Annotated in this window: 14 protein-coding genes; 8 read left to right on the top strand and 6 right to left on the bottom strand. The window is 71.9% G+C overall.

What is annotated here, in order from left to right; all coding sequences use genetic code 11:
- The 3 genes from AB0G52_RS08990 to glgB all read left to right on the top strand — a co-directional run.
- Positions 1-243: alpha-glucosidase C-terminal domain-containing protein (locus tag AB0G52_RS08990; protein WP_207921722.1), on the top strand; the 243-nt coding region annotated here is incomplete at its 5' end.
- 88 nt (positions 244-331) lie between these two features.
- The gene (locus tag AB0G52_RS08985; RefSeq protein ID WP_361335103.1) at positions 332-1,702 is read left to right on the top strand and encodes a maltokinase; all 1,371 of its coding nucleotides are present in this window, start codon (positions 332-334) and stop codon (positions 1,700-1,702) included.
- A gap of 17 nt (positions 1,703-1,719) precedes the next feature.
- A complete protein-coding gene (gene glgB, locus AB0G52_RS08980) occupies positions 1,720-3,906 on the top strand; it encodes a 1,4-alpha-glucan branching enzyme (RefSeq protein WP_361335100.1) in 2,187 nt (728 codons plus the stop codon).
- A 186-nt stretch (positions 3,907-4,092) separates the two neighbouring features.
- Here glgB and AB0G52_RS08975 read toward each other — a convergent pair whose 3' ends face one another.
- From AB0G52_RS08975 to AB0G52_RS08955, 5 genes are all read right to left on the bottom strand, one after another.
- Entirely contained in the window at positions 4,093-6,381 is a 2,289-nt protein-coding gene (locus tag AB0G52_RS08975) for a UvrD-helicase domain-containing protein (RefSeq protein WP_361335149.1), read from the bottom strand.
- 132 nt (positions 6,382-6,513) lie between these two features.
- Positions 6,514-6,849, bottom strand: coding sequence for a thioredoxin domain-containing protein (locus AB0G52_RS08970; RefSeq protein WP_361335097.1), 336 nt, complete (start codon positions 6,847-6,849; stop codon positions 6,514-6,516).
- Positions 6,846-7,274, bottom strand: a complete 429-nt coding sequence (locus AB0G52_RS08965; RefSeq protein WP_132888961.1) for a MerR family transcriptional regulator — start codon at positions 7,272-7,274, stop codon at positions 6,846-6,848. The genes AB0G52_RS08970 and AB0G52_RS08965 overlap by 4 nt, the downstream gene beginning before the upstream one ends.
- Before the next feature lie 29 nt (positions 7,275-7,303).
- A complete protein-coding gene (locus AB0G52_RS08960; protein WP_132888960.1) occupies positions 7,304-8,077 on the bottom strand; it encodes a DUF2127 domain-containing protein in 774 nt (257 codons plus the stop codon).
- 150 nt (positions 8,078-8,227) lie between these two features.
- Positions 8,228-9,628 (bottom strand): cation:dicarboxylase symporter family transporter, encoded by a 1,401-nt coding sequence (locus AB0G52_RS08955; protein ID WP_132888959.1) that lies wholly within the window; start codon positions 9,626-9,628, stop codon positions 8,228-8,230.
- A gap of 130 nt (positions 9,629-9,758) precedes the next feature.
- Here AB0G52_RS08955 and AB0G52_RS08950 point away from each other — a divergent pair, with 130 nt between their 5' ends.
- The 3 genes from AB0G52_RS08950 (at position 9,759) to AB0G52_RS08940 (ending at position 12,886) form a co-directional block, all read left to right on the top strand.
- Positions 9,759-11,384 carry a sensor histidine kinase gene (locus tag AB0G52_RS08950; protein WP_132888958.1) on the top strand — a complete coding sequence of 542 codons (1,626 nt, stop codon included), beginning with the start codon at positions 9,759-9,761 and terminating at the stop codon, positions 11,382-11,384.
- Positions 11,381-12,064: a response regulator gene (locus AB0G52_RS08945; RefSeq protein ID WP_132888957.1), complete on the top strand. Its 684-nt coding sequence runs from the start codon at positions 11,381-11,383 to the stop codon at positions 12,062-12,064. Before AB0G52_RS08950 ends, AB0G52_RS08945 begins: the two co-directional genes overlap by 4 nt.
- A 99-nt stretch (positions 12,065-12,163) precedes the next feature.
- The gene (locus AB0G52_RS08940; protein ID WP_361335091.1) at positions 12,164-12,886 is read left to right on the top strand and encodes a helix-turn-helix transcriptional regulator; all 723 of its coding nucleotides are present in this window, start codon (positions 12,164-12,166) and stop codon (positions 12,884-12,886) included.
- Between the two features lie 72 nt (positions 12,887-12,958).
- Here AB0G52_RS08940 and AB0G52_RS08935 read toward each other — a convergent pair whose 3' ends face one another.
- Positions 12,959-13,984 (bottom strand): ATP-dependent 6-phosphofructokinase, encoded by a 1,026-nt coding sequence (locus AB0G52_RS08935; RefSeq protein ID WP_132888955.1) that lies wholly within the window; start codon positions 13,982-13,984, stop codon positions 12,959-12,961.
- A 190-nt stretch (positions 13,985-14,174) separates the two neighbouring features.
- On the opposite strand from AB0G52_RS08935, the gene pta reads away from it, so the two are divergent.
- Positions 14,175-16,262 carry a phosphate acetyltransferase gene (gene pta, locus AB0G52_RS08930; protein WP_132888954.1) on the top strand — a complete coding sequence of 696 codons (2,088 nt, stop codon included), beginning with the start codon at positions 14,175-14,177 and terminating at the stop codon, positions 16,260-16,262.
- Positions 16,259-17,500, top strand: coding sequence for an acetate kinase (locus AB0G52_RS08925; protein WP_361335087.1), 1,242 nt, complete (start codon positions 16,259-16,261; stop codon positions 17,498-17,500). Before pta ends, AB0G52_RS08925 begins: the two co-directional genes overlap by 4 nt.
- The last annotated feature ends 1 nt before the right edge of the window (position 17,501 follow it).

The following is a 17,501-nucleotide window of genomic DNA, read 5'->3' as shown; positions in this document are numbered from 1 at the left end:
TCGTCCAACCCGGCGGTGATCGCGTTCCTGCGGGAGTACGAGGACGACCTGGTCCTGTGCGTGCACAACTTCTCCAGGTTCGCCCAGCCCACCGAGCTGGACCTGCGGCCGTTCAACGGGCGGCACCCGGTGGAGCTGTTCGGCGGGGTGCGGTTCCCGGCGATCGGCGAGCTGCCGTATCTGCTCACCCTCGCGGGACACGGCTTCTACTGGTTCCGGCTGCGCGCCGACACCGCTTCGTAGACGAGAGCCCGGGCGGGCCGGTTTCCTCCGGCCCGCCCGGGGCACGCAGCAGTAAAGCCCCCCGACGACCGGGGAAAGGACGTGCCGCATGGCGGAAACGGTCACCCCCTCCACATCCGCTCTCCTCGCCTCGCTCGATCCCCTGCTGCGCGAGTGGCTGCCCCGGCAGCGCTGGTTCGCCGGCAAGGGGCGGCCGGTCGCCGGTTTCTCCCCGGTGGCCGAGACCGAACTGCTGCCGCCGGACGGCAGGGTGGGCCTGTACCACCTGCTGGTCCGCGCCGAGCAGCCGCCGGTGCCCGCCGAGGCCGGCGACTGCTACCAGCTCCTCATAGGCGTGCGCGAGGCGCTGCCGCCCCATCTGGCGCCCGCGCTGATCGGCCACGTGCCCGACGGCCCGCTGGCCGGGCACACGGTGTACGACGCCCTGTACGACCCCCGCCCCGCCGAGGTCCTCCTGGAGGCGCTGCGCTCCCGGGCCCGCATCGGCGCCCTGCGCTTCGAACGGGACCCCGGCCAGGAGATACGCGACGGGCTGGTGGCCCGCCTCCTGACCGCCGAGCAGTCCAACTCCTCGGTCGTCTACGGAGATACGTTCATCCTGAAGCTGCTGCGCCGGGTGGTGCCCGGCGTCAACCCCGATCTGGAGATACCCCTGGCGCTGGCCCGTGAGGGCTGCGCCCGGGTGCCCGCCCCGACCGCGTGGCTGCGGGCGGAGCTGGGCGGTGAACCGTACGTCCTGGCCGTCCTGCAGCCCTTCGTGCACGGCGCGACCGACGGCTGGGAGCTGGCGCTGCGCGAGCTGGCCAAGGGCGAGGACTTCACCGCCGAGGCACGGGCGCTGGGCCGGGCCACCGCCGAGGTGCACACGGCGCTGGCGCACGCGCTGCCCACCGCCACCCTCGGCCACAGCCAGCTGGAGCCGCTGGTCGACGGCATGCTGGAGCGCCTCGCGGCGGCCGCCCAGGCGGTTCCGGCGCTGCGGCCGTACGAGGACGGGCTGCGGTCCGCCTACACGGCGCTGGCTGACCTGGCGGCCGAGGGCCGTACCTGGACGGCCCAGCGGGTGCACGGCGATCTGCACCTGGGGCAGTGCCTGCGCGCGCCGTCCGGGGAATGGTCGCTGATCGACTTCGAGGGCGAGCCGGCCCGTCCGCTGGCCGAACGCCGGATGCCGCAGCCGCCGGTGCGGGACGTGGCCGGGATGCTGCGCTCCTTCGACTACGCGGCCCACTCGGTGACCCCGCCGGTCCCCGGCTGGGCGGCCGCGTGCCGGGCCGCCTACTGCTCCGGCTACGCCGAGATCACCGGCGCCGACCCGCGCACCGACCCCGTCCTGCTGCGGGCCTACGAGACCGACAAGGCCGTCTACGAGGTCGTCTACGAGGCCAGGCACCGCCCCGACTGGCTTCCCGTCCCCCTGTCGGCCGTCCGCCGTCTCGCCACCTCCGACCTGACCTGATCCCGGGAGACCCGTCCGTGACCTCCAAGAAGCCCGCACCCGTAGCCCCCGACGACCGCGATCGGCTGCTGCTCGGCACGCACCACGACCCGCACTCCGTGCTGGGCGCGCACCCGGTGCCGGGCGGCGGGACGGCCGTGCGCGCGTTCCGGCCGTTCGCCCGTGCGGTGACGGTGGTCGCCGGCCGGGACCTGCGGGCCGAGCTGCACGACGACGGTGACGGCTTCTTCTCCGTCCTGCTCCCCCTGACCGACGTACCGGTGTACCGGCTGCTGGTGGAGTACGACGGGACGGTCCTGGAGACCGAGGACGCGTACCGTTTCCTGCCCACGCTCGGCGATCTGGACCTGCATCTGATCGGGGAGGGCCGGCACGAGCGGCTGTGGGAGGCGCTCGGCGCGCATCCGACGGTCCACCAGGGCGTGGCGGGCACCCGGTTCGCGGTGTGGGCGCCGAACGCCCGCGGGGTGCGGGTGGCCGGCGGTTTCAATTTCTGGGACGGCGCCGGGTTCCCGATGCGCTCGCTCGGCTCCTCCGGGGTCTGGGAGCTGTTCGTGCCCGGGATCGGCGAGGGCGAGCTGTACAAGTTCGACATCACCCGCCCGGACGGTTCGCACACCCTGCGGGCCGACCCCATGGCCCGCCGTACGGAGACGCCGCCGGCCACCTCGTCGATCGTGCACGCCTCCCACCACGAGTGGACGGACGGGCAGTGGATGGCGCACCGGGCCGACACCCCCGTCCACGAGGCCCCCTTCTCCGTCTACGAGGTGCACCTGCCGTCCTGGCGCCCCGGCCTGACCTACCGCGACCTCGCGGAGCAACTGCCCGCCTACGTGGCCGAGCTGGGCTTCACGCACGTCGAGCTGATGCCGGTCGCCGAGCACCCCTTCGGCGGCTCCTGGGGCTACCAGGTCACCGGCTTCTACGCGCCGACGGCCCGCCTCGGCACCCCCGACGACTTCAAGTACCTGGTCGACGCGCTGCACCGGGCGGGCATCGGCGTCCTGATGGACTGGGTGCCGGCGCACTTCCCCCGGGACGAGTGGGCGCTGGCGGAGTTCGACGGCCGCCCGCTGTACGAGCACTCCGATCCGCTGCGGGCCGCGCACCCGGACTGGGGCACCCTGGAGTTCGACTTCGGCCGCCGTGAGGTGCGCAACTTCCTGGTCGCGAACGCCGTGTACTGGTGCGAGGAGTTCCACATCGACGGACTGCGGGTGGACGCGGTCGCCTCGATGCTGTACCTCGACTACTCGCGCGAGCCGGGCCAGTGGACGCCGAACGAGCACGGCGGCCGGGAGAACCTGGACGCGGTGGCGTTCCTCCAGGAGATGAACGCCACGGTCTACCGCCGGGCCCCGGGTGTCGTCACCATCGCCGAGGAGTCGACGGCCTGGGAGGGCGTCACCCGCGCCACGGACGGCGGCGGTCTCGGCTTCGGGCTGAAGTGGAACATGGGCTGGATGCACGACTCGCTGGAGTACATGGCGCACGAGCCGGTGCACCGCAGGTACCACCACCACGAGATGACCTTCTCGATGGTCTACGCGTACAGCGAGAACTACGTGCTGCCCATATCCCACGACGAGGTGGTGCACGGCAAGCGGTCGCTGGTCTCGAAGATGCCGGGCGACTGGTGGCAGCAGCGCGCGAGCGAACGCGCCTACCTGGGCTTCATGTGGGCTCATCCGGGCAAGCAACTGCTGTTCATGGGACAGGAGTTCGCGCAGGGCGCGGAGTGGTCGGAGGCGCGCGGCCCGGACTGGTGGCTGCTGGACCCGGCGTACGGCGCCGAGGCGGACCACCGGGGCGTGCGGGACCTGGTCCGTGACCTCAACGCGGTGTACCGGGCGACCCCGGCGCTGTGGCAGCGGGACACCTCCCCCGCCGGTTTCCGGTGGATCGCGGGCGACGCGGCCGAGGACAACGTCCTCGCGTTCCTCAGGTACGACGCGGACGGCACCCCGCTGCTCGCCGTCTGCCACTTCTCCCCCGTGGTCCGCCACGACTACCGCCTGGGCGTCCCGGACGAGATCCCCGCCTGGCACGAGACCCTCAACACGGACGCGGCCCCCTACGGCGGCAGCGGCGTCAGCAACCCGGACCCGGTGAAACCGGAGCATCACCCGTCCCACGGCCGCTCCACCAGCATCCGCCTGACCCTCCCCCCACTGGCCACGGTCTGGCTGCGCCCCGCCTAGCTCGTACCGTGACCGGTCCTGGACTTCTCCTGTCGAGACCGCGGCCGGGGGCTGCGCGGCGGTGCGGCGGTGCGGCGGTGCGGCACAGGGAACCGGCCCTCCCGACCGCGCTGTGCGCGTCGCTCGCGCCCCTGCCCGCCGCGCTGCACCCGAGCTACCCGCCACCGTCGCCCGGCGGGAGCCCCGCTACGGCGCGGTGACCGCGGTGGCCAGTGCCTCCGGCAGTCCGTGCGTGTACAGCACGCCCAGCCGCTGAGTGGCCCGGGTCAGGGCGACGTACAGGTCGCTCGTGCCGTAGCGGCCCGGCTCCACCACCAGGACCGAGTCGAACTCGAGGCCCTTGGCCTGGCGGGGGTCGAGCAGGACGACCGTGCGGGTCAGATCCGGCTCGGCGCCCGCCGTGACGCCGTCCAGCCGGGCGGCCAGCGCGCGGTGCAGCTCACGCGGGGCGACGACGGCCAGCCGGCCCTCGGCCGGGGTGAGTTCGGCGACCGCCTTGGCCACCGCCTCGGACAGGTCGCCGTCGGCCCGGCGGATCCAGGGGCGTACGCCCGTCGACCGGACCGAGCTCGGCGGTTCGAAGTCCGGGTGCTCGGCGCGGACCACGGCCGCGGCGAGGTCCATGATCTCGGACGGGGTGCGGTAGTTGACCCCGAGCCGGGTGTGCTCCCAGCGGTCGGCCACGTACGGTTCGAGGATCTTCGACCAGGAGCCGACGCCCGCCGCCTCCGCGGTCTGCGCCGGGTCGCCGACCAGGGTCATGGAACGGGTCGGGCTGCGCCGCATGAGCAGGCGCCAGGCCATCGGGGAGAGCTCCTGGGCCTCGTCGACGATGATGTGCCCGAAGGCCCAGGTGCGGTCGGCCGCGGCCCGCTCGGCCGCGCTGCGGAAGTCCTCCTCCTCCTGCCGTTCGGCGAACCGCTCGGCGTCGATGATGTCGTGCGCGGAGAGGACCTCCGAGGCGTCGGGGTCGTCGTCCTCCTTGTCGTCGAACTCGTAGGTGCGCGAGGCGTAGGAGACGTCGAGGACGCCCTGCGCGTAGGCGATCTGCGTCTCGCGTTCGCGCTCGGCGCGGGCGCGGGCGGCGCGTTCGTCGACGCCCAGCAGTTCGGCCGCCTCGTCGAGGAGGGGGACGTCCGAGACGGTCCAGGCGCGGGCGACGGGGCGGCGGATCGCGGCCGCGTCCTCGGCGCCGAGGTACCGCTCCGGTTCGGCGAGGAAGTCGGCGACCAGGCGCCGTGGGGTCAGCAGCGGCCACAGCCGGTCGACGGCGGCCCACACCTCGGGGTTCTCGGCAAGCTCGTCGCGGATCTGGGTGATGTCGGAGGCGTCCAGGAGACTGCTGCCGTCGAAGGGGTCGGTCCCGACCCGTTCCGCGTACAGCTCGGTGAGGGTGTTGAGGATGTGGCCCTCGAAGTACTCCCGGGCCACGTTGTGCGGGAGCCGGGCGGCCCGGGTGCGCTCGCGGGCCATGTTGACCAGGCCGTCGTCGAGCATCAGCACCTCGCGGTCGTGCTCGACGGTGATGACCGGGTCGGGCAGCGCCTGCCGGTCGCGTACGACGGCGGCCAGCACGTCGGCCATGTCCGCGCGCCCCTTCACCGCGGCGGCCGCCGGGGTGTCCACGGCCGTCGCCCGCACGCCGGGGAACAGCTCCCCGACCGTCGCGAGCAGCACACCGGTCTCGCCGAGCGAGGGCAGCACCTCGCCGATGTAGCCGAGGAAGGCGGGGTTCGGGCCGACGATCAGGACCGCCCGCTTGGCGAGCAGCTCCCGGTGTTCGTAGAGGAGGTAGGCGGCCCGGTGCAGCGCGACCGCGGTCTTTCCGGTCCCCGGCCCGCCCTCGACCACCAGCACGCCCCGGTGGGGTGCCCGGATGATCTCGTCCTGCTCGGCCTGGATGGTCTGCACGATGTCGTTCATCCGGCCGGTGCGGGCCGAGGTGAGGGCGGCGAGCAGCACGGCGTCCCCGGACGGGTCCTCGTGCCCGGTGCGCTCGCGGTCGCCGAGGTCGAGGATCTCGTCGTGCAGGGAGGTGACCCGGCGGCCGTCGGTGCCGATGTGCCGGCGGCGGCGCAGGCCCATCGGGGTGTGGCCGGTGGCCAGGTAGAAGGGGCGGGCGACCTCGGCCCGCCAGTCGATGAGGACCGGGGTGCGCTCGGCGTCATCCAGGCGCAGCCCGATCCGCCCGATGTGGTGCCTGGTGCCGGAGGTCAGGTCGATCCGGCCGAAGCAGAGGGAGCCGTCGACGGCGTTCAGGGCGGCGAGCAGCCCGGAGCGTTCGGCGACCAGGATGTCCCGCTCCAGGCGGGCCTGCATCGGCTTGTCGCCGAGGGCGAGGGCGTCCGCGACCGAGCCCTCGGTGTCACCGCGCAGCGCGTCCACCCGTTCGTACAGTCCGTCGATGAATTCCTGCTCGTGCCGCAATTCATCATCTGGAAAGTCGGTGTTTGACAATTCCGCTCCCGCCCGGATATACTGTGCCCACTGAACTTCTCCGCGTTCCGATCGACTTGACCGTCGATACGAAGTCGCGAACTCTTGAATATACGCAAAGAAATCCCCCGGGCGCAATTGCCGGGGGATTTCTTCGTATGACCAAGCGGTTCAGCGCAGTGCGTCGTTCAGCTCCTCGACCAGCCGCCGCTTCGGCCGTGCGCCCACCATCGAGCGCACCGGCTCACCGCCCCGGAACACCATGAAGGTCGGCATCGACAGCACCCGGTAGGCGTTGGTCGTCTCCGGATTGGTGTCCACGTCCAGCTGGACCACCTTCAGCCGCTCGCCCTCCTCCGCCGCCAGCGCCGTGAGCACCGGCCCCATCTGCCGGCACGGCGGACACCAGTCGGCGGTGAACTCCACCAGCACCGGCACCTCGGATTCGATCACCTCCGCCGCGAAGTCCGCGTCCGTCACCTCGGCCACGCCCGCCGCCCTGATCATGGAATTGCCCCTCCCAGCTCGCACACCGGTTCCGGACCACCCGGAACCCCCGCGTCGGCGGCCAGCTCGTCCCGGGCCCGCTCGGCCCGCTCCAACTGGGCCCCCACCGTCGCCCGCACGGCCTGCAACTCACCGATCAGCGAGTCCAGTTCCGCCAGCTTGCGCCGGTAGACCGCGAGCGAGGCGGGGCACGTGTCGCCCTCCGGGTGCCCGGCCCGCAGACACTCCACGAACGGCCGGGTCTCCTCCAGCTCGAACCCGAAGTCCCGCAGCGTCCGGATCTGCCTGAGCAGCAGCAGGTCGCTCTCGTCGTACGTCCGATGGCCGTTCCCGGAGCGCCGCGCGGGCAGCAGCCCGCGCGCCTCGTAGTACCGCAGGGTGCGCGTGGTGGTCCCGGCCCGTGCGGCCAGCTCGCCGATTCGCATGGGTACGACCGTAGGCGTTGACGTCGGCGTCAAGGCAAGGTCGGCTGCAGCCCGGCGGACTCCTCGACCTCCAGCAGCGAGGCGCTGTGCCGTTCCTCGTCGAAGGCCCGGCGCCCGCCGCGCAGCCCGAACAGCCGCTTGGCGAGGGCGATGTAGAGCACGGCGAGGATGTTCAGCACCAGCGTGGCGATCTTCAGGTAGCTGACCTTCTCGGTGAGTTCCCAGATCTCCAGCGGCAGGAACGCGGCGGTGGCGACCACGGTCAGGTATTCGGCCCAGCGCTTGGCGTACCAGAGGCCGACCGCCTCGACGAGTTCGATCAGCGCGTACGCCAGCAGCAGTCCCGCGACCAGCAGCAGGGTGGAATGCCGGTAACCGAAGGCCTTCTGGATGGAACCGACGACCGGTGAATGGTCGAGGTCGTAGTGGAAGTGCCGGAAGACCGGCCGGAAGGTGTTCAGGTACTCGTTGAACAGCCGGCGCACCGCGTCCTGGCTGTTGGAGAATTTCCACACCGCCACCGCGACCAGCACGATGAACACGCCGCGCACCGCCCGCTCGACCGCCAGGAAGCGCAGGATGAACAGGTCCCGCAGCACCTTCCCGCGCGGCACCAGCGGGGCGTCGGCGGCCGGCCCCGAGCCGTGCGGCTCGCCGAGGACGAAGTCCCCGCAGCGCAGACAGCGCCACACGTCCCCGACCGCGGTCTGGGCGTGCAGCCGCACCCGCAGCCGCGGGTCGTCGGGTGCGTAGGTCACATGCCCCTTGCGTGCACAGTGCCGCCGATCCCAGTCGATCTTCATTCCCCCGAGCCTCCACATGCCGCGTGCCGTTCCCGTTGAACAGGAACGGCACGTTAGTGGATACGGGTGACAAGCGGGGGCGAGGGGTGGGGGCCGGGCGGCCGGCCCGGGTTCAGGCCGGGCCGGACGCCCGGGGTCCGGTCGGAGGCGTCAGGCCTTGGCCAGTTCCTCGCGCTGCTCGGGAAGCTCCGGCGGCTCGGGCGTGCCGGTCTCGCCGCCCTCGTCCAGCAGCGTCTTCTCGTCGAACGGCAGCTCACCGGCGAGCACCCGCTGCATCCGGGCCTTGTCGATGTCCTTGGTCCAGGTGCCGATCAGGACGGTGGCGACCGAGTTGCCCGCGAAGTTCGTCAGGGCGCGGGCCTCACTCATGAAGCGGTCGATGCCGACGATCAGTCCGACGCCGTCGACCAGCGCGGGCTTGTGCGACTGCAGACCGCCGGCCAGCGTGGCGAGGCCGGCGCCGCTGACGCCCGCCGCGCCCTTGGAGGCCAGCAGCAGGAAGAGCAGCAGCGGGATCTGCTCACCGACGGACATCGGCGTGCCGAGGGCGTCGGCGATGTAGAGGGACGCCATGGTCATGTAGATCATGGTGCCGTCGAGGTTGAAGGAGTAGCCGGTGGGGACGGTGATGCCGACCACGGCCTTGCTGACACCCAGGTGCTCCATCTTCGCGATGAGCCGCGGCAGCGCGGACTCGGAGGAGGAGGTGGACAGGATGAGCAGGAACTCCCGGGCGAGGTACTTGAACAGCGTGAAGATGTTCAGCCCCGCGACCAGCCGCAGCAGGGCGCCGAGCACGACGAAGACGAAGAGCACACAGGTCACGTAGAAGCCGAGCATCAGCACGGCGAGGCTCTTGAGGGCGTCGATCCCGGCGGAGCCGACGACGGCCGCGATGGCGCCGAAGGCACCGATCGGCGCCGCCCACATGATCATGCCCAGGATGCGGAAGACGAGCCGCTGGATGTGCTCGACACCGCGCAGCACCGGCTGTCCGACCGGGCCCATGGCCTGCAGCGCGAACCCGGCGAGCAGCGCGATGAGCAGCGTCTGCAGCACCTGGCCCTCGGTGAAGGCGGACACGAAGGTCGTCGGGATGATCGACAGGACGAAGTCGACGGGGCCGAGCGCCTCGGAGTCGACCTGGCTGTGCCCGGAGGCCTTGAGGGCGTTGGTCAGGTGCAGGCCGTCGCCGGGGTGCAGGACGTTGCCGACGACCAGGCCGATGGCCAGCGCGACCAGGGACATCACCAGGAAGTAGCCGAGTGCGATACCGCCGACGGCGCCGACCTTGGCGGCCTTCCGTACGGACCCGATCCCGAGCACGATCGTGCAGAAGATGATCGGCGAGATCATCATCTTGATCAGGTTGACGAAGCCGGTTCCGAGGGGCTTGAGCTCGACTCCGGCGTCGGGCCAGATCAGGCCCACCGCGATACCGAGCGCCACGGCGACGATCACCGCGATGTAGAGGTAGTGGGTGCGGTCTCTCCTGGCGGGTGCGGCTGGTGCCGTTGGCGTCGTCGTCACGGCTCGCCTCCTTGACGTCATCGTCGGTACGACCGGCGTGCGGCTCACGTCCGGGCTTGCGGGGGGATGCCGTGACTATCTCCCGGTCTGTGAGGGCGGTCACCCTTCCGTTCATTTAGTTCTCGGTTCACCCCGGGGGCACACTGCTGACATGCGCTTCCCGCCCGTCCCCCGGCCCCGCAGCCTCGCCGGCCAGCTCTTCGCGATGCAGGCCGTGCTGATAGCGGTGCTGGTCGCCGGGTACGCGCTGTTCAGCTACGTCAGCGACCGCCACCAGGCGCAGGAGGCGGCGACCCGGCAGGCGACGGCGGTGGCCCGGTCGGTGGCGGACTCGCCGTCGGTGCGCACGGCGATCCACACGCCGGACCCCTCCGCGCGGCTCCAGCCGTACGCCCTCCAGGTCATGCGGGACACCGAGGTCGACTTCGTCACGATCATGACCCCGGACGGCATCCGCTGGACCCACCCCGACCCCGGCCAGATCGGCCGGCGGTACCTCGGCCACATCGACGCGGCCCAGCGCGGCCACACCTACAGCGAGACCTACAAGGGCACGCTCGGCGCGTCGGTGCGCACGGTGACGCCGGTGACGGAGAACGGCCGGGTGATCGGTCTGGTGAGCGCCGGCATCCGGGTGGAGGCGATCAGCCGGCGGGTCCAGGAGCAGGTGACGGCGCTGCTCGCGGCGGCGGCGGGGGCCCTGGTGCTGGGCGCGGTCGGCACGTACGTCGTCAACGCCCGGCTCCGCCGCCACACCCACGGCATGAACGCGGCGGAGCTGAGCCGCATGCACGACTACCACCAGGCGGCGCTGCACGCGGTGCGCGAGGGCCTGCTGATGCTCGACGGCCAGTACCGGGTGGCGCTGATCAACGACGGGGGGCGGGAACTGCTGGGCGTGGGCCCGGAAGGGGAGGTGGTGGGCAGCTCGGTGGCCGAGCTGGGGCTGCCGGCGCCGCTCACGGGCGCGCTGCTGTCCTCCGAACCGCGCATGGACGAGGTGCACCTCACGGCGGACCGCGTCCTCGTGGTGAACACCTCCCCGGTGTCGGGCGGCGAACGCCGGGGTACCGTCGTGACCCTCCGGGACGTCACGGAACTCCAGTCGCTGATGGGCGAGCTGGACTCGGAGCGGGGCTTCACGCAGGCGCTGCGCTCGCAGGCCCACGAGGCGGCGAACCGGCTGCACACGGTCGTCTCGCTGATCGAACTGGGCCGGGCCGAGGAGGCGGTGGACTTCGCGACGGCCGAGCTGGAGCTGGCGCAGGCGCTGACCGACCAGGTGGTGGCGGCGGTCGGCGAACCCGTCCTGGCCGCGCTGCTGCTGGGCAAGACCGCCCAGGCCAACGAGCGGGGCGTGGAGCTGGTGGTCTCGGACGAGAGCCGGCTGGATGACGGTTTGCTACCGGAGAGCCTGTCGGCACGCGATCTGGTGACCATCCTCGGCAACCTGATCGACAACGCGGTGGACGCGGCCCAGGGGTCGGTGGGGGCGCGCGTGACGGTGACCGCATACGCGGAGGACGCCGAGCTGGTGATGAGGGTGACGGACACGGGGGCGGGGGTGGACCCCGCCCACGCGGAGCTGGTCTTCCAGCGCGGTTTCTCGACCAAGCCGGCGGGACCGGGCGGGCGGGGGCTGGGCCTGGCCCTGGTACGGCAGGCGGTCGTACGGCTGGACGGCACCATGACCGTGACGGAGGCTCCCGGGGGCGGAGCGGTGTTCGAGGTACGGCTGCCGTTGCGGGCGTCGGTGACGGGAGGCAGGGCCGGATGACCGGGGAGCCGATCAGAGTCCTGGTCGTCGAGGACGACCCGGTGGCCGCGGACGCGCATGTCATGTACGTGGGCCGGGTGCCGGGGTTCGTGGCGGTGGGCAAGGCGCACACGGGGGCGGAGGCGCGGCGGATCCTGGACCGTACGCCGGTGGACCTCCTCCTCCTCGACCTGCACCTGCCGGACGTGCACGGCCTGCAGTTCGCGCGCTCGCTCCGGGCGGCGGGGCATCAGGCGGACGTCATAGCGGTGACGTCGGCCCGGGACCTGGCGGTGGTCCGGGAGGGCGTCTCGCTGGGCGTGGTCCAGTACGTCCTGAAGCCGTTCACCTTCGCGACCCTCCGCGACCGGCTGACCCGGTACTCGGAGTTCCGGGCGGCGGCGGGCGAGGCCAGCGGGCAGGACGAGGTGGACCGGGCCCTGGCGGCGCTGCGCGCGCCGGCGCCCGCGGCGCTCCCCAAGGGGCTGAGCGCGCCGACGCTGGAGCGGGTGACGGTCGCGTTGCGGGAGGCGGAGGAGGGCCTGACGGCCGCGGCGCTGGCGGAGGGCGTGGGGATCTCCCGGATCACGGCCCGGCGGTACCTGGAGCACCTGGTCGAGGCGGGCCGGGCCGGGCGGAGCCCGCTGTACGGGCAGGTGGGGAGGCCGGAGCTGGTGTACCGGTGGGGGCGGGGCAGATGACGGGCCGAACTCGCGCTCGAAACCGTACGTTCCCACAATCCGTGTTCCTGTCCGAACGGACCGTAGTCAGCTCGCGCGCGGACCCCTACCTTGTCGGCTGTGCGCCGACCCCCAGCTCTGCCGAACCAGCCAGGTCCCCCCTTCGACGCCCCCGCCGCCCGCAGACTGCGGTCCGCACTCGGCATGGGGCCCGAGCACGTGGCCCACGACCTGCGGGCGTCGTACGGGATGCCGTACGCGACGCCGGATCTCGTGCGGGCCTGGGAGCAAGGGGCGGTGACCCCGACCAGCCCCGAACTCACCGCCCTCGCGGGGGCGTTGTGGTGCTCCCCCGGTGACCTGATCGGCCGGCCGCGGACGCTGCGCGAGCACCGGATCGCCCGGGGCGTCGCACCGGAGGACGTGGCGATGGCCGTCGGTCTCGACCTCCTGCCCTACCTGGAGATGGAGGAGGCCGGGGACTGGCGGGGCACCGAACGGCAGTCCGCGGTCCTCGCCGACCTCCTGCACCTGTCCCTGCCGGACTTCGTCACCGTCACCGGGAAGGAGGAGAAGCTGGCCGAGCTGCTGCGCGGCGCGGTCACCACCCGCTGGCAGGCCCAGGTCCGCCAGCTGGGCAAGCTGGTCCCCCTGGACAGGCACCTGATCGAGACCGCCCTGCGCGCACTCCACGAGGAGTACCAGGGCCGCATGACGGCCACGCTGTCCTGGGGCGACACCCCCGCGTCGGCGCAGGCCCAGCGTCTGGGCGAGGACTTCCTGACCCGGATCGTCACCTACTTCTGGACCGCGGTGGAAAGGGGAACTCCCGCACGCCCCTGAGCGAAGGCTGGGGGAGGAACTGCGCGACCGGCCCCCGGGACCCGCACGGACAACTACACCCGCAGCCGCCCCTCAGAAAACCGACTCCGCCTCGTCCATCCGGTCCTTCGGCACCGTCTTCAACTCGGTCACCGCCTCCGCCAGCGGCACCATCACGATGTCGGTCCCCCGCAACGCGGTCATCCTCCCGAACTCCCCCCGGTGCGCCGCCTCCACCGCGTGCCACCCGAACCGTGTCGCGAGCACCCGGTCGTACGCCGTGGGCGTCCCGCCCCGCTGGACGTGCCCGAGGATGACCGGCTTGGCCTCCTTGCCGAGCCGCCGCTCCAGCTCGTACGCGAGTGCCGTGCCGATGCCCTGGAACCGCTCGTGGCCGTACTGGTCGATCGCGCCCTTGCCGTAGTCCATCGTGCCCTCGGCGGGATGGGCGCCCTCCGCCACGCAGACCACCGCGAACTTCTTGCCGCGGGCGAACCGCTCCTCGACCATCTTCACCAGGTCGGCGGGGTCGAAGGGCCGCTCGGGGAGGCAGATGCCGTGCGCGCCCGCCGCCATCCCGGACTCCAGGGCGATCCAGCCGGCGTGCCGGCCCATCACCTCGACGACCATCACCCGCTGGTGCGACTCGGCGGTGGTCTTGAGCCGGTCCATCGCCTCCGTGGCCACGCCCACCGCGGTGTCGAAGCCGAAGGTGCGGTCGGTGGAGGAGATGTCGTTGTCGATGGTCTTGGGGACGCCCACCACGGGCAGGCCGGCGTCGGACAGCATGCGCGCCGCCGTCAGGGTGCCCTCGCCGCCGATCGGGATCAGCGCGTCGATGCCGAACTCGGCCACCATGTCGGTGGCCCGGTCGCACGCCTCGCGCAGCCGGTCCCGCTCCAGTCGCGACGAGCCCAGGATCGTGCCGCCGAGCGCCAGGATGCCGCCGACGTCGTCCAGGTCGAGGGGGCGGTAGTGGCCGTCGAGCAGACCCCGGAAGCCGTCCTCGAAACCGATGACCTCGTCGCCGTACTGGGCGACCGCGCGGTGCACCACCGATCGGATGACGGCGTTCAGGCCGGGGCAGTCGCCGCCTGCGGTGAGAACTCCGATACGCATGGTGGTGTGTCTCCTGCTCGCTGTCGTGACCGATGAGCCGATCCGATTGTTTCATGGCATACAGGGCGATGAAATCCTGACGGGCGCCTTATCCGGCACCGGGGGTATTGTCAAGAGGGATCTGCTCACCTTGGTGGGCGATTTTTATGCCGAGTTGTATGCCGATATGCAGGGAACGGAGTGTGCACACGTGACGCGCAGCGTGTACGTGACCGGGATCGACCGCGGCGACGGCCGGCAGGTCGTCGAGCTGGGCGTGATGGAGCTGCTGACACGGCAGGTCGACCGGGTCGGGGTGTTCCGGCCGCTCGTCCACGACGGTCCCGACCGGCTGTTCGAGCTGCTGCGTGCGCGGTACCGCCTCTCCCAGGACCCGGCCACGGTGTACGGCATGGACTACCACGAGGCGTCCGCCCTCCAGGCCGAGCAGGGCGTCGACGAGCTGGTCTCCACGCTCCTGGACCGCTTCCACCTGGTGGCCCGTGAGTACGACGTGGTCCTGGTCCTCGGCACCGACTACGCCGACACCCAGTTCCCCGACGAGCTGTCCCTCAACGCCCGGCTGGCCAACGAGTTCGGCGCCTCGGTGATCCCGGTGGTCGGCGGCCGCGGCCAGCAGGCGGAGTCGGTGCTCGCGGAGACCCGCAACGCGTTCCGGGCGTACGACGGCCTCGGCTGCGACGTGCTGGCGATGGTCGCCAACCGGGTGGCCCGCGAGGACCGCGACGAGATAGCCGAGCGGATCGCCGGCCGGCTGCCGGTGCCGGTGTACGTGCTGCCCGACGAGCCTGCGCTCTCCGCGCCGACGGTCGCCCAGATCACGCAGGCGCTGGACGCGACGGTGCTGCTCGGCGACGACTCCGGGCTGGCCCGCGACGCGCTGGACTTCGTGTTCGGCGGGGCGATGCTGCCGAGCTTCCTGCCCGCCCTGACCCCGGGCTGCCTGGTCGTGACCCCGGGCGACCGCGCCGACCTGGTCGTCGGCGCGCTGGCCGCGCACAGCGCCGGCACCCCGCCGATCGCCGGTGTGCTGCTCACCCTGGGCGAGCGGCCCACCGAAGAGATCCTGACCCTCGCCGCCCGGCTCGCCCCCGGCACCCCGGTGATCTCCGTGCCCGGCAACAGCTTCCCGACCGCCGCCCAGCTGTTCGCCCTGGAGGGCAAGCTGAACGCGGCCACCCCGCGCAAGGCGGAGACGGCGCTCGGCCTGTTCGAGCGGCATGTCGACACCGCCGGCCTCGACAAGCGGGTCTCGGCGCCGAGCACCGACCGCCTCACCCCGATGATGTTCGAGCACAAGCTCCTGGAGCAGGCCCGCTCCGACAGGCGGCGGGTCGTGCTGCCGGAGGGCACCGAGACGCGGGTGCTGCACGCGGCGGAGGTGCTGCTGCGCCGGGGCGTGTGCGACCTGACCCTGCTCGGCCCGGCCGACCAGATCCGCAAGAAGGCCGCCGACCTCGGTATCGACCTCGGCGGCGCCCAGCTGATCGACCCGGCCACCTCCGAACTGCGGGACTCCTTCGCCGAGCGGTACGCGCTGCTGCGCGCCCACAAGGGCGTGACCGTGGAACTGGCCTACGACGTGGTCTCCGACGTCAACTACTTCGGCACCCTGATGGTCCAGGAGGGGCTGGCCGACGGCATGGTGTCGGGTTCGGTGCACTCCACGGCGGCGACCATCCGGCCGGCGTTCGAGATCATCAAGACCGAGCCCGGGTCGTCGATCGTGTCCTCGGTGTTCTTCATGTGCCTCGCCGACAAGGTGCTGGTGTACGGCGACTGCGCGGTCAACCCGGACCCGAACGCCGAGCAGCTCGCCGACATCGCCATCCAGTCCGCCGCCACCGCGGCCCAGTTCGGGGTGGCGCCGCGGATCGCGATGCTGTCGTACTCGACGGGCACGTCGGGTTCGGGCGCCGACGTCGACAAGGTGCGGGAGGCGACCGAGCTGGCGCGCTCGCGGCGGCCCGACCTGATGATCGAGGGCCCGATCCAGTACGACGCGGCCGTGGAGCCGTCCGTGGCCGCCACCAAGCTGCCGGAATCCGAGGTCGCCGGGCAGGCCAGCGTGCTGATCTTCCCGGACCTGAACACCGGCAACAACACCTACAAGGCCGTGCAGCGGTCGGCCGGCGCCATCGCCGTGGGACCGGTGCTCCAGGGGCTCCGCAAGCCCGTCAACGACCTGTCCCGGGGCGCCCTCGTCCAGGACATCGTCAACACCGTCGCCATCACGGCGATCCAGGCCCAGAATCCGAGCGAGAAGGCAGCCCAGTGAGCCCCAGTCGTGTCCTCGTCCTCAACTCCGGCTCCTCGTCGGTGAAGTACCAGCTGCTGGACATGCGCGGCGGCGGCCGGCTGGCGACGGGCCTGGTCGAGCGGATCGGCGAGCAGACCTCGCGGCTCAAGCACAGCTGCCTGGTCGACGGTGGGACCCGGGAGCAGAACGGGCCGATCGCGGACCACGAGGCCGCCCTGAAGGCGGTGGCGGAGGAGCTGGCGAAGGACGGGCTCGGGCTCGACTCGCCGGAGCTGGCCGCGATCGGGCACCGGGTGGTGCACGGCGGGATGTTCTTCACCGAGCCGACGGTGATCGACGACGCGGTGCTCACCGAGATCGAGCGGCTGATCCCGGTCGCCCCGCTGCACAACCCGGCCAACCTGACCGGCATCCGCACCGCGCGGGCGCTCCGTCCGGACCTGCCGCAGGTCGCCGTCTTCGACACGGCGTTCCACACGACCATGCCGGAGGCGGCGGCCCGCTACGCCATCGACCCGAAGATCGCCGACCGGCACCGGGTCCGCCGCTACGGCTTCCACGGCACCTCGCACGCGTACGTCTCGCGGGCGACCGCGCGGCTGCTGGGGAAGACACCGGAAGAGGTGAACGTGATCGTGCTGCATCTGGGCAACGGGGCGTCCGCCTCGGCGGTCCGCGGCGGACGGTGCGTGGACACCTCCATGGGGATGACGCCTTTGGAAGGGCTCGTGATGGGAACCCGTTCCGGCGATCTGGACCCGGCCGTCATTTTCCATTTGGCGCGTGTTGGCGGAATGTCCATGGACGAGATCGACACTCTTCTCAACAAGGGGAGCGGTCTGTTCGGACTGTGCGGTGACAACGACATGCGCGAGATCCGGCGCCGGATCGACGAGGGCGACGAACAGGCGAAGCTCGCCTTCGACATCTACATCCACCGTCTGAAGAAGTACATCGGCGCCTACTACGCGGTGCTCGGCCGGGTGGACGCGGTGGCGTTCACGGCGGGCGTCGGGGAGAACGCGGCATCCGTGCGGGAGGCCGCCCTGGCCGGGCTCGACGGGCTGGGACTGGCCGTCGATCCGGAGGCGAACGCCGCCCGGGCGGACGGGCCGCGACTGATATCCCCGGCGGGTGCGCGCGTGGCCGTCGCCGTGGTGCCGACGGACGAGGAACTGGAGATCGCCGAGCAGACGTACGCGCTGGTCGGAAGTAAACCCGTAAGTAACCCGGCAGCACCGGTGAATAACAGCTGAG

This window comes from Streptomyces sp. NPDC021562 (assembly GCF_040640875.1).
In the GTDB taxonomy this organism is placed as follows: Bacteria; Actinomycetota; Actinomycetes; order Streptomycetales; family Streptomycetaceae; genus Streptomyces.
The sequence above is the reverse complement of the archived record's forward strand: the minus strand, read 5'-3'. Positions and strand labels throughout refer to the sequence as shown.

What these genes read in the sequence shown, in the direction of transcription:
- AB0G52_RS08985 (WP_361335103.1), top strand. Translation starts at nt 332, where the DNA reads ATGGCGGAAACGGTCACCCCCTCCACATCCGCTCTCCTCGCCTCGCTC.
- AB0G52_RS08970 (WP_361335097.1), bottom strand. Translation starts at nt 6,849, where the DNA reads ATGATCAGGGCGGCGGGCGTGGCCGAGGTGACGGACGCGGACTTCGCG.
- AB0G52_RS08965 (WP_132888961.1), bottom strand. Translation starts at nt 7,274, where the DNA reads ATGCGAATCGGCGAGCTGGCCGCACGGGCCGGGACCACCACGCGCACC.
- AB0G52_RS08960 (WP_132888960.1), bottom strand. Translation starts at nt 8,077, where the DNA reads ATGAAGATCGACTGGGATCGGCGGCACTGTGCACGCAAGGGGCATGTG.
- AB0G52_RS08955 (WP_132888959.1), bottom strand. Translation starts at nt 9,628, where the DNA reads ATGACGTCAAGGAGGCGAGCCGTGACGACGACGCCAACGGCACCAGCC.
- AB0G52_RS08950 (WP_132888958.1), top strand. Translation starts at nt 9,759, where the DNA reads ATGCGCTTCCCGCCCGTCCCCCGGCCCCGCAGCCTCGCCGGCCAGCTC.
- AB0G52_RS08945 (WP_132888957.1), top strand. Translation starts at nt 11,381, where the DNA reads ATGACCGGGGAGCCGATCAGAGTCCTGGTCGTCGAGGACGACCCGGTG.
- AB0G52_RS08935 (WP_132888955.1), bottom strand. Translation starts at nt 13,984, where the DNA reads ATGCGTATCGGAGTTCTCACCGCAGGCGGCGACTGCCCCGGCCTGAAC.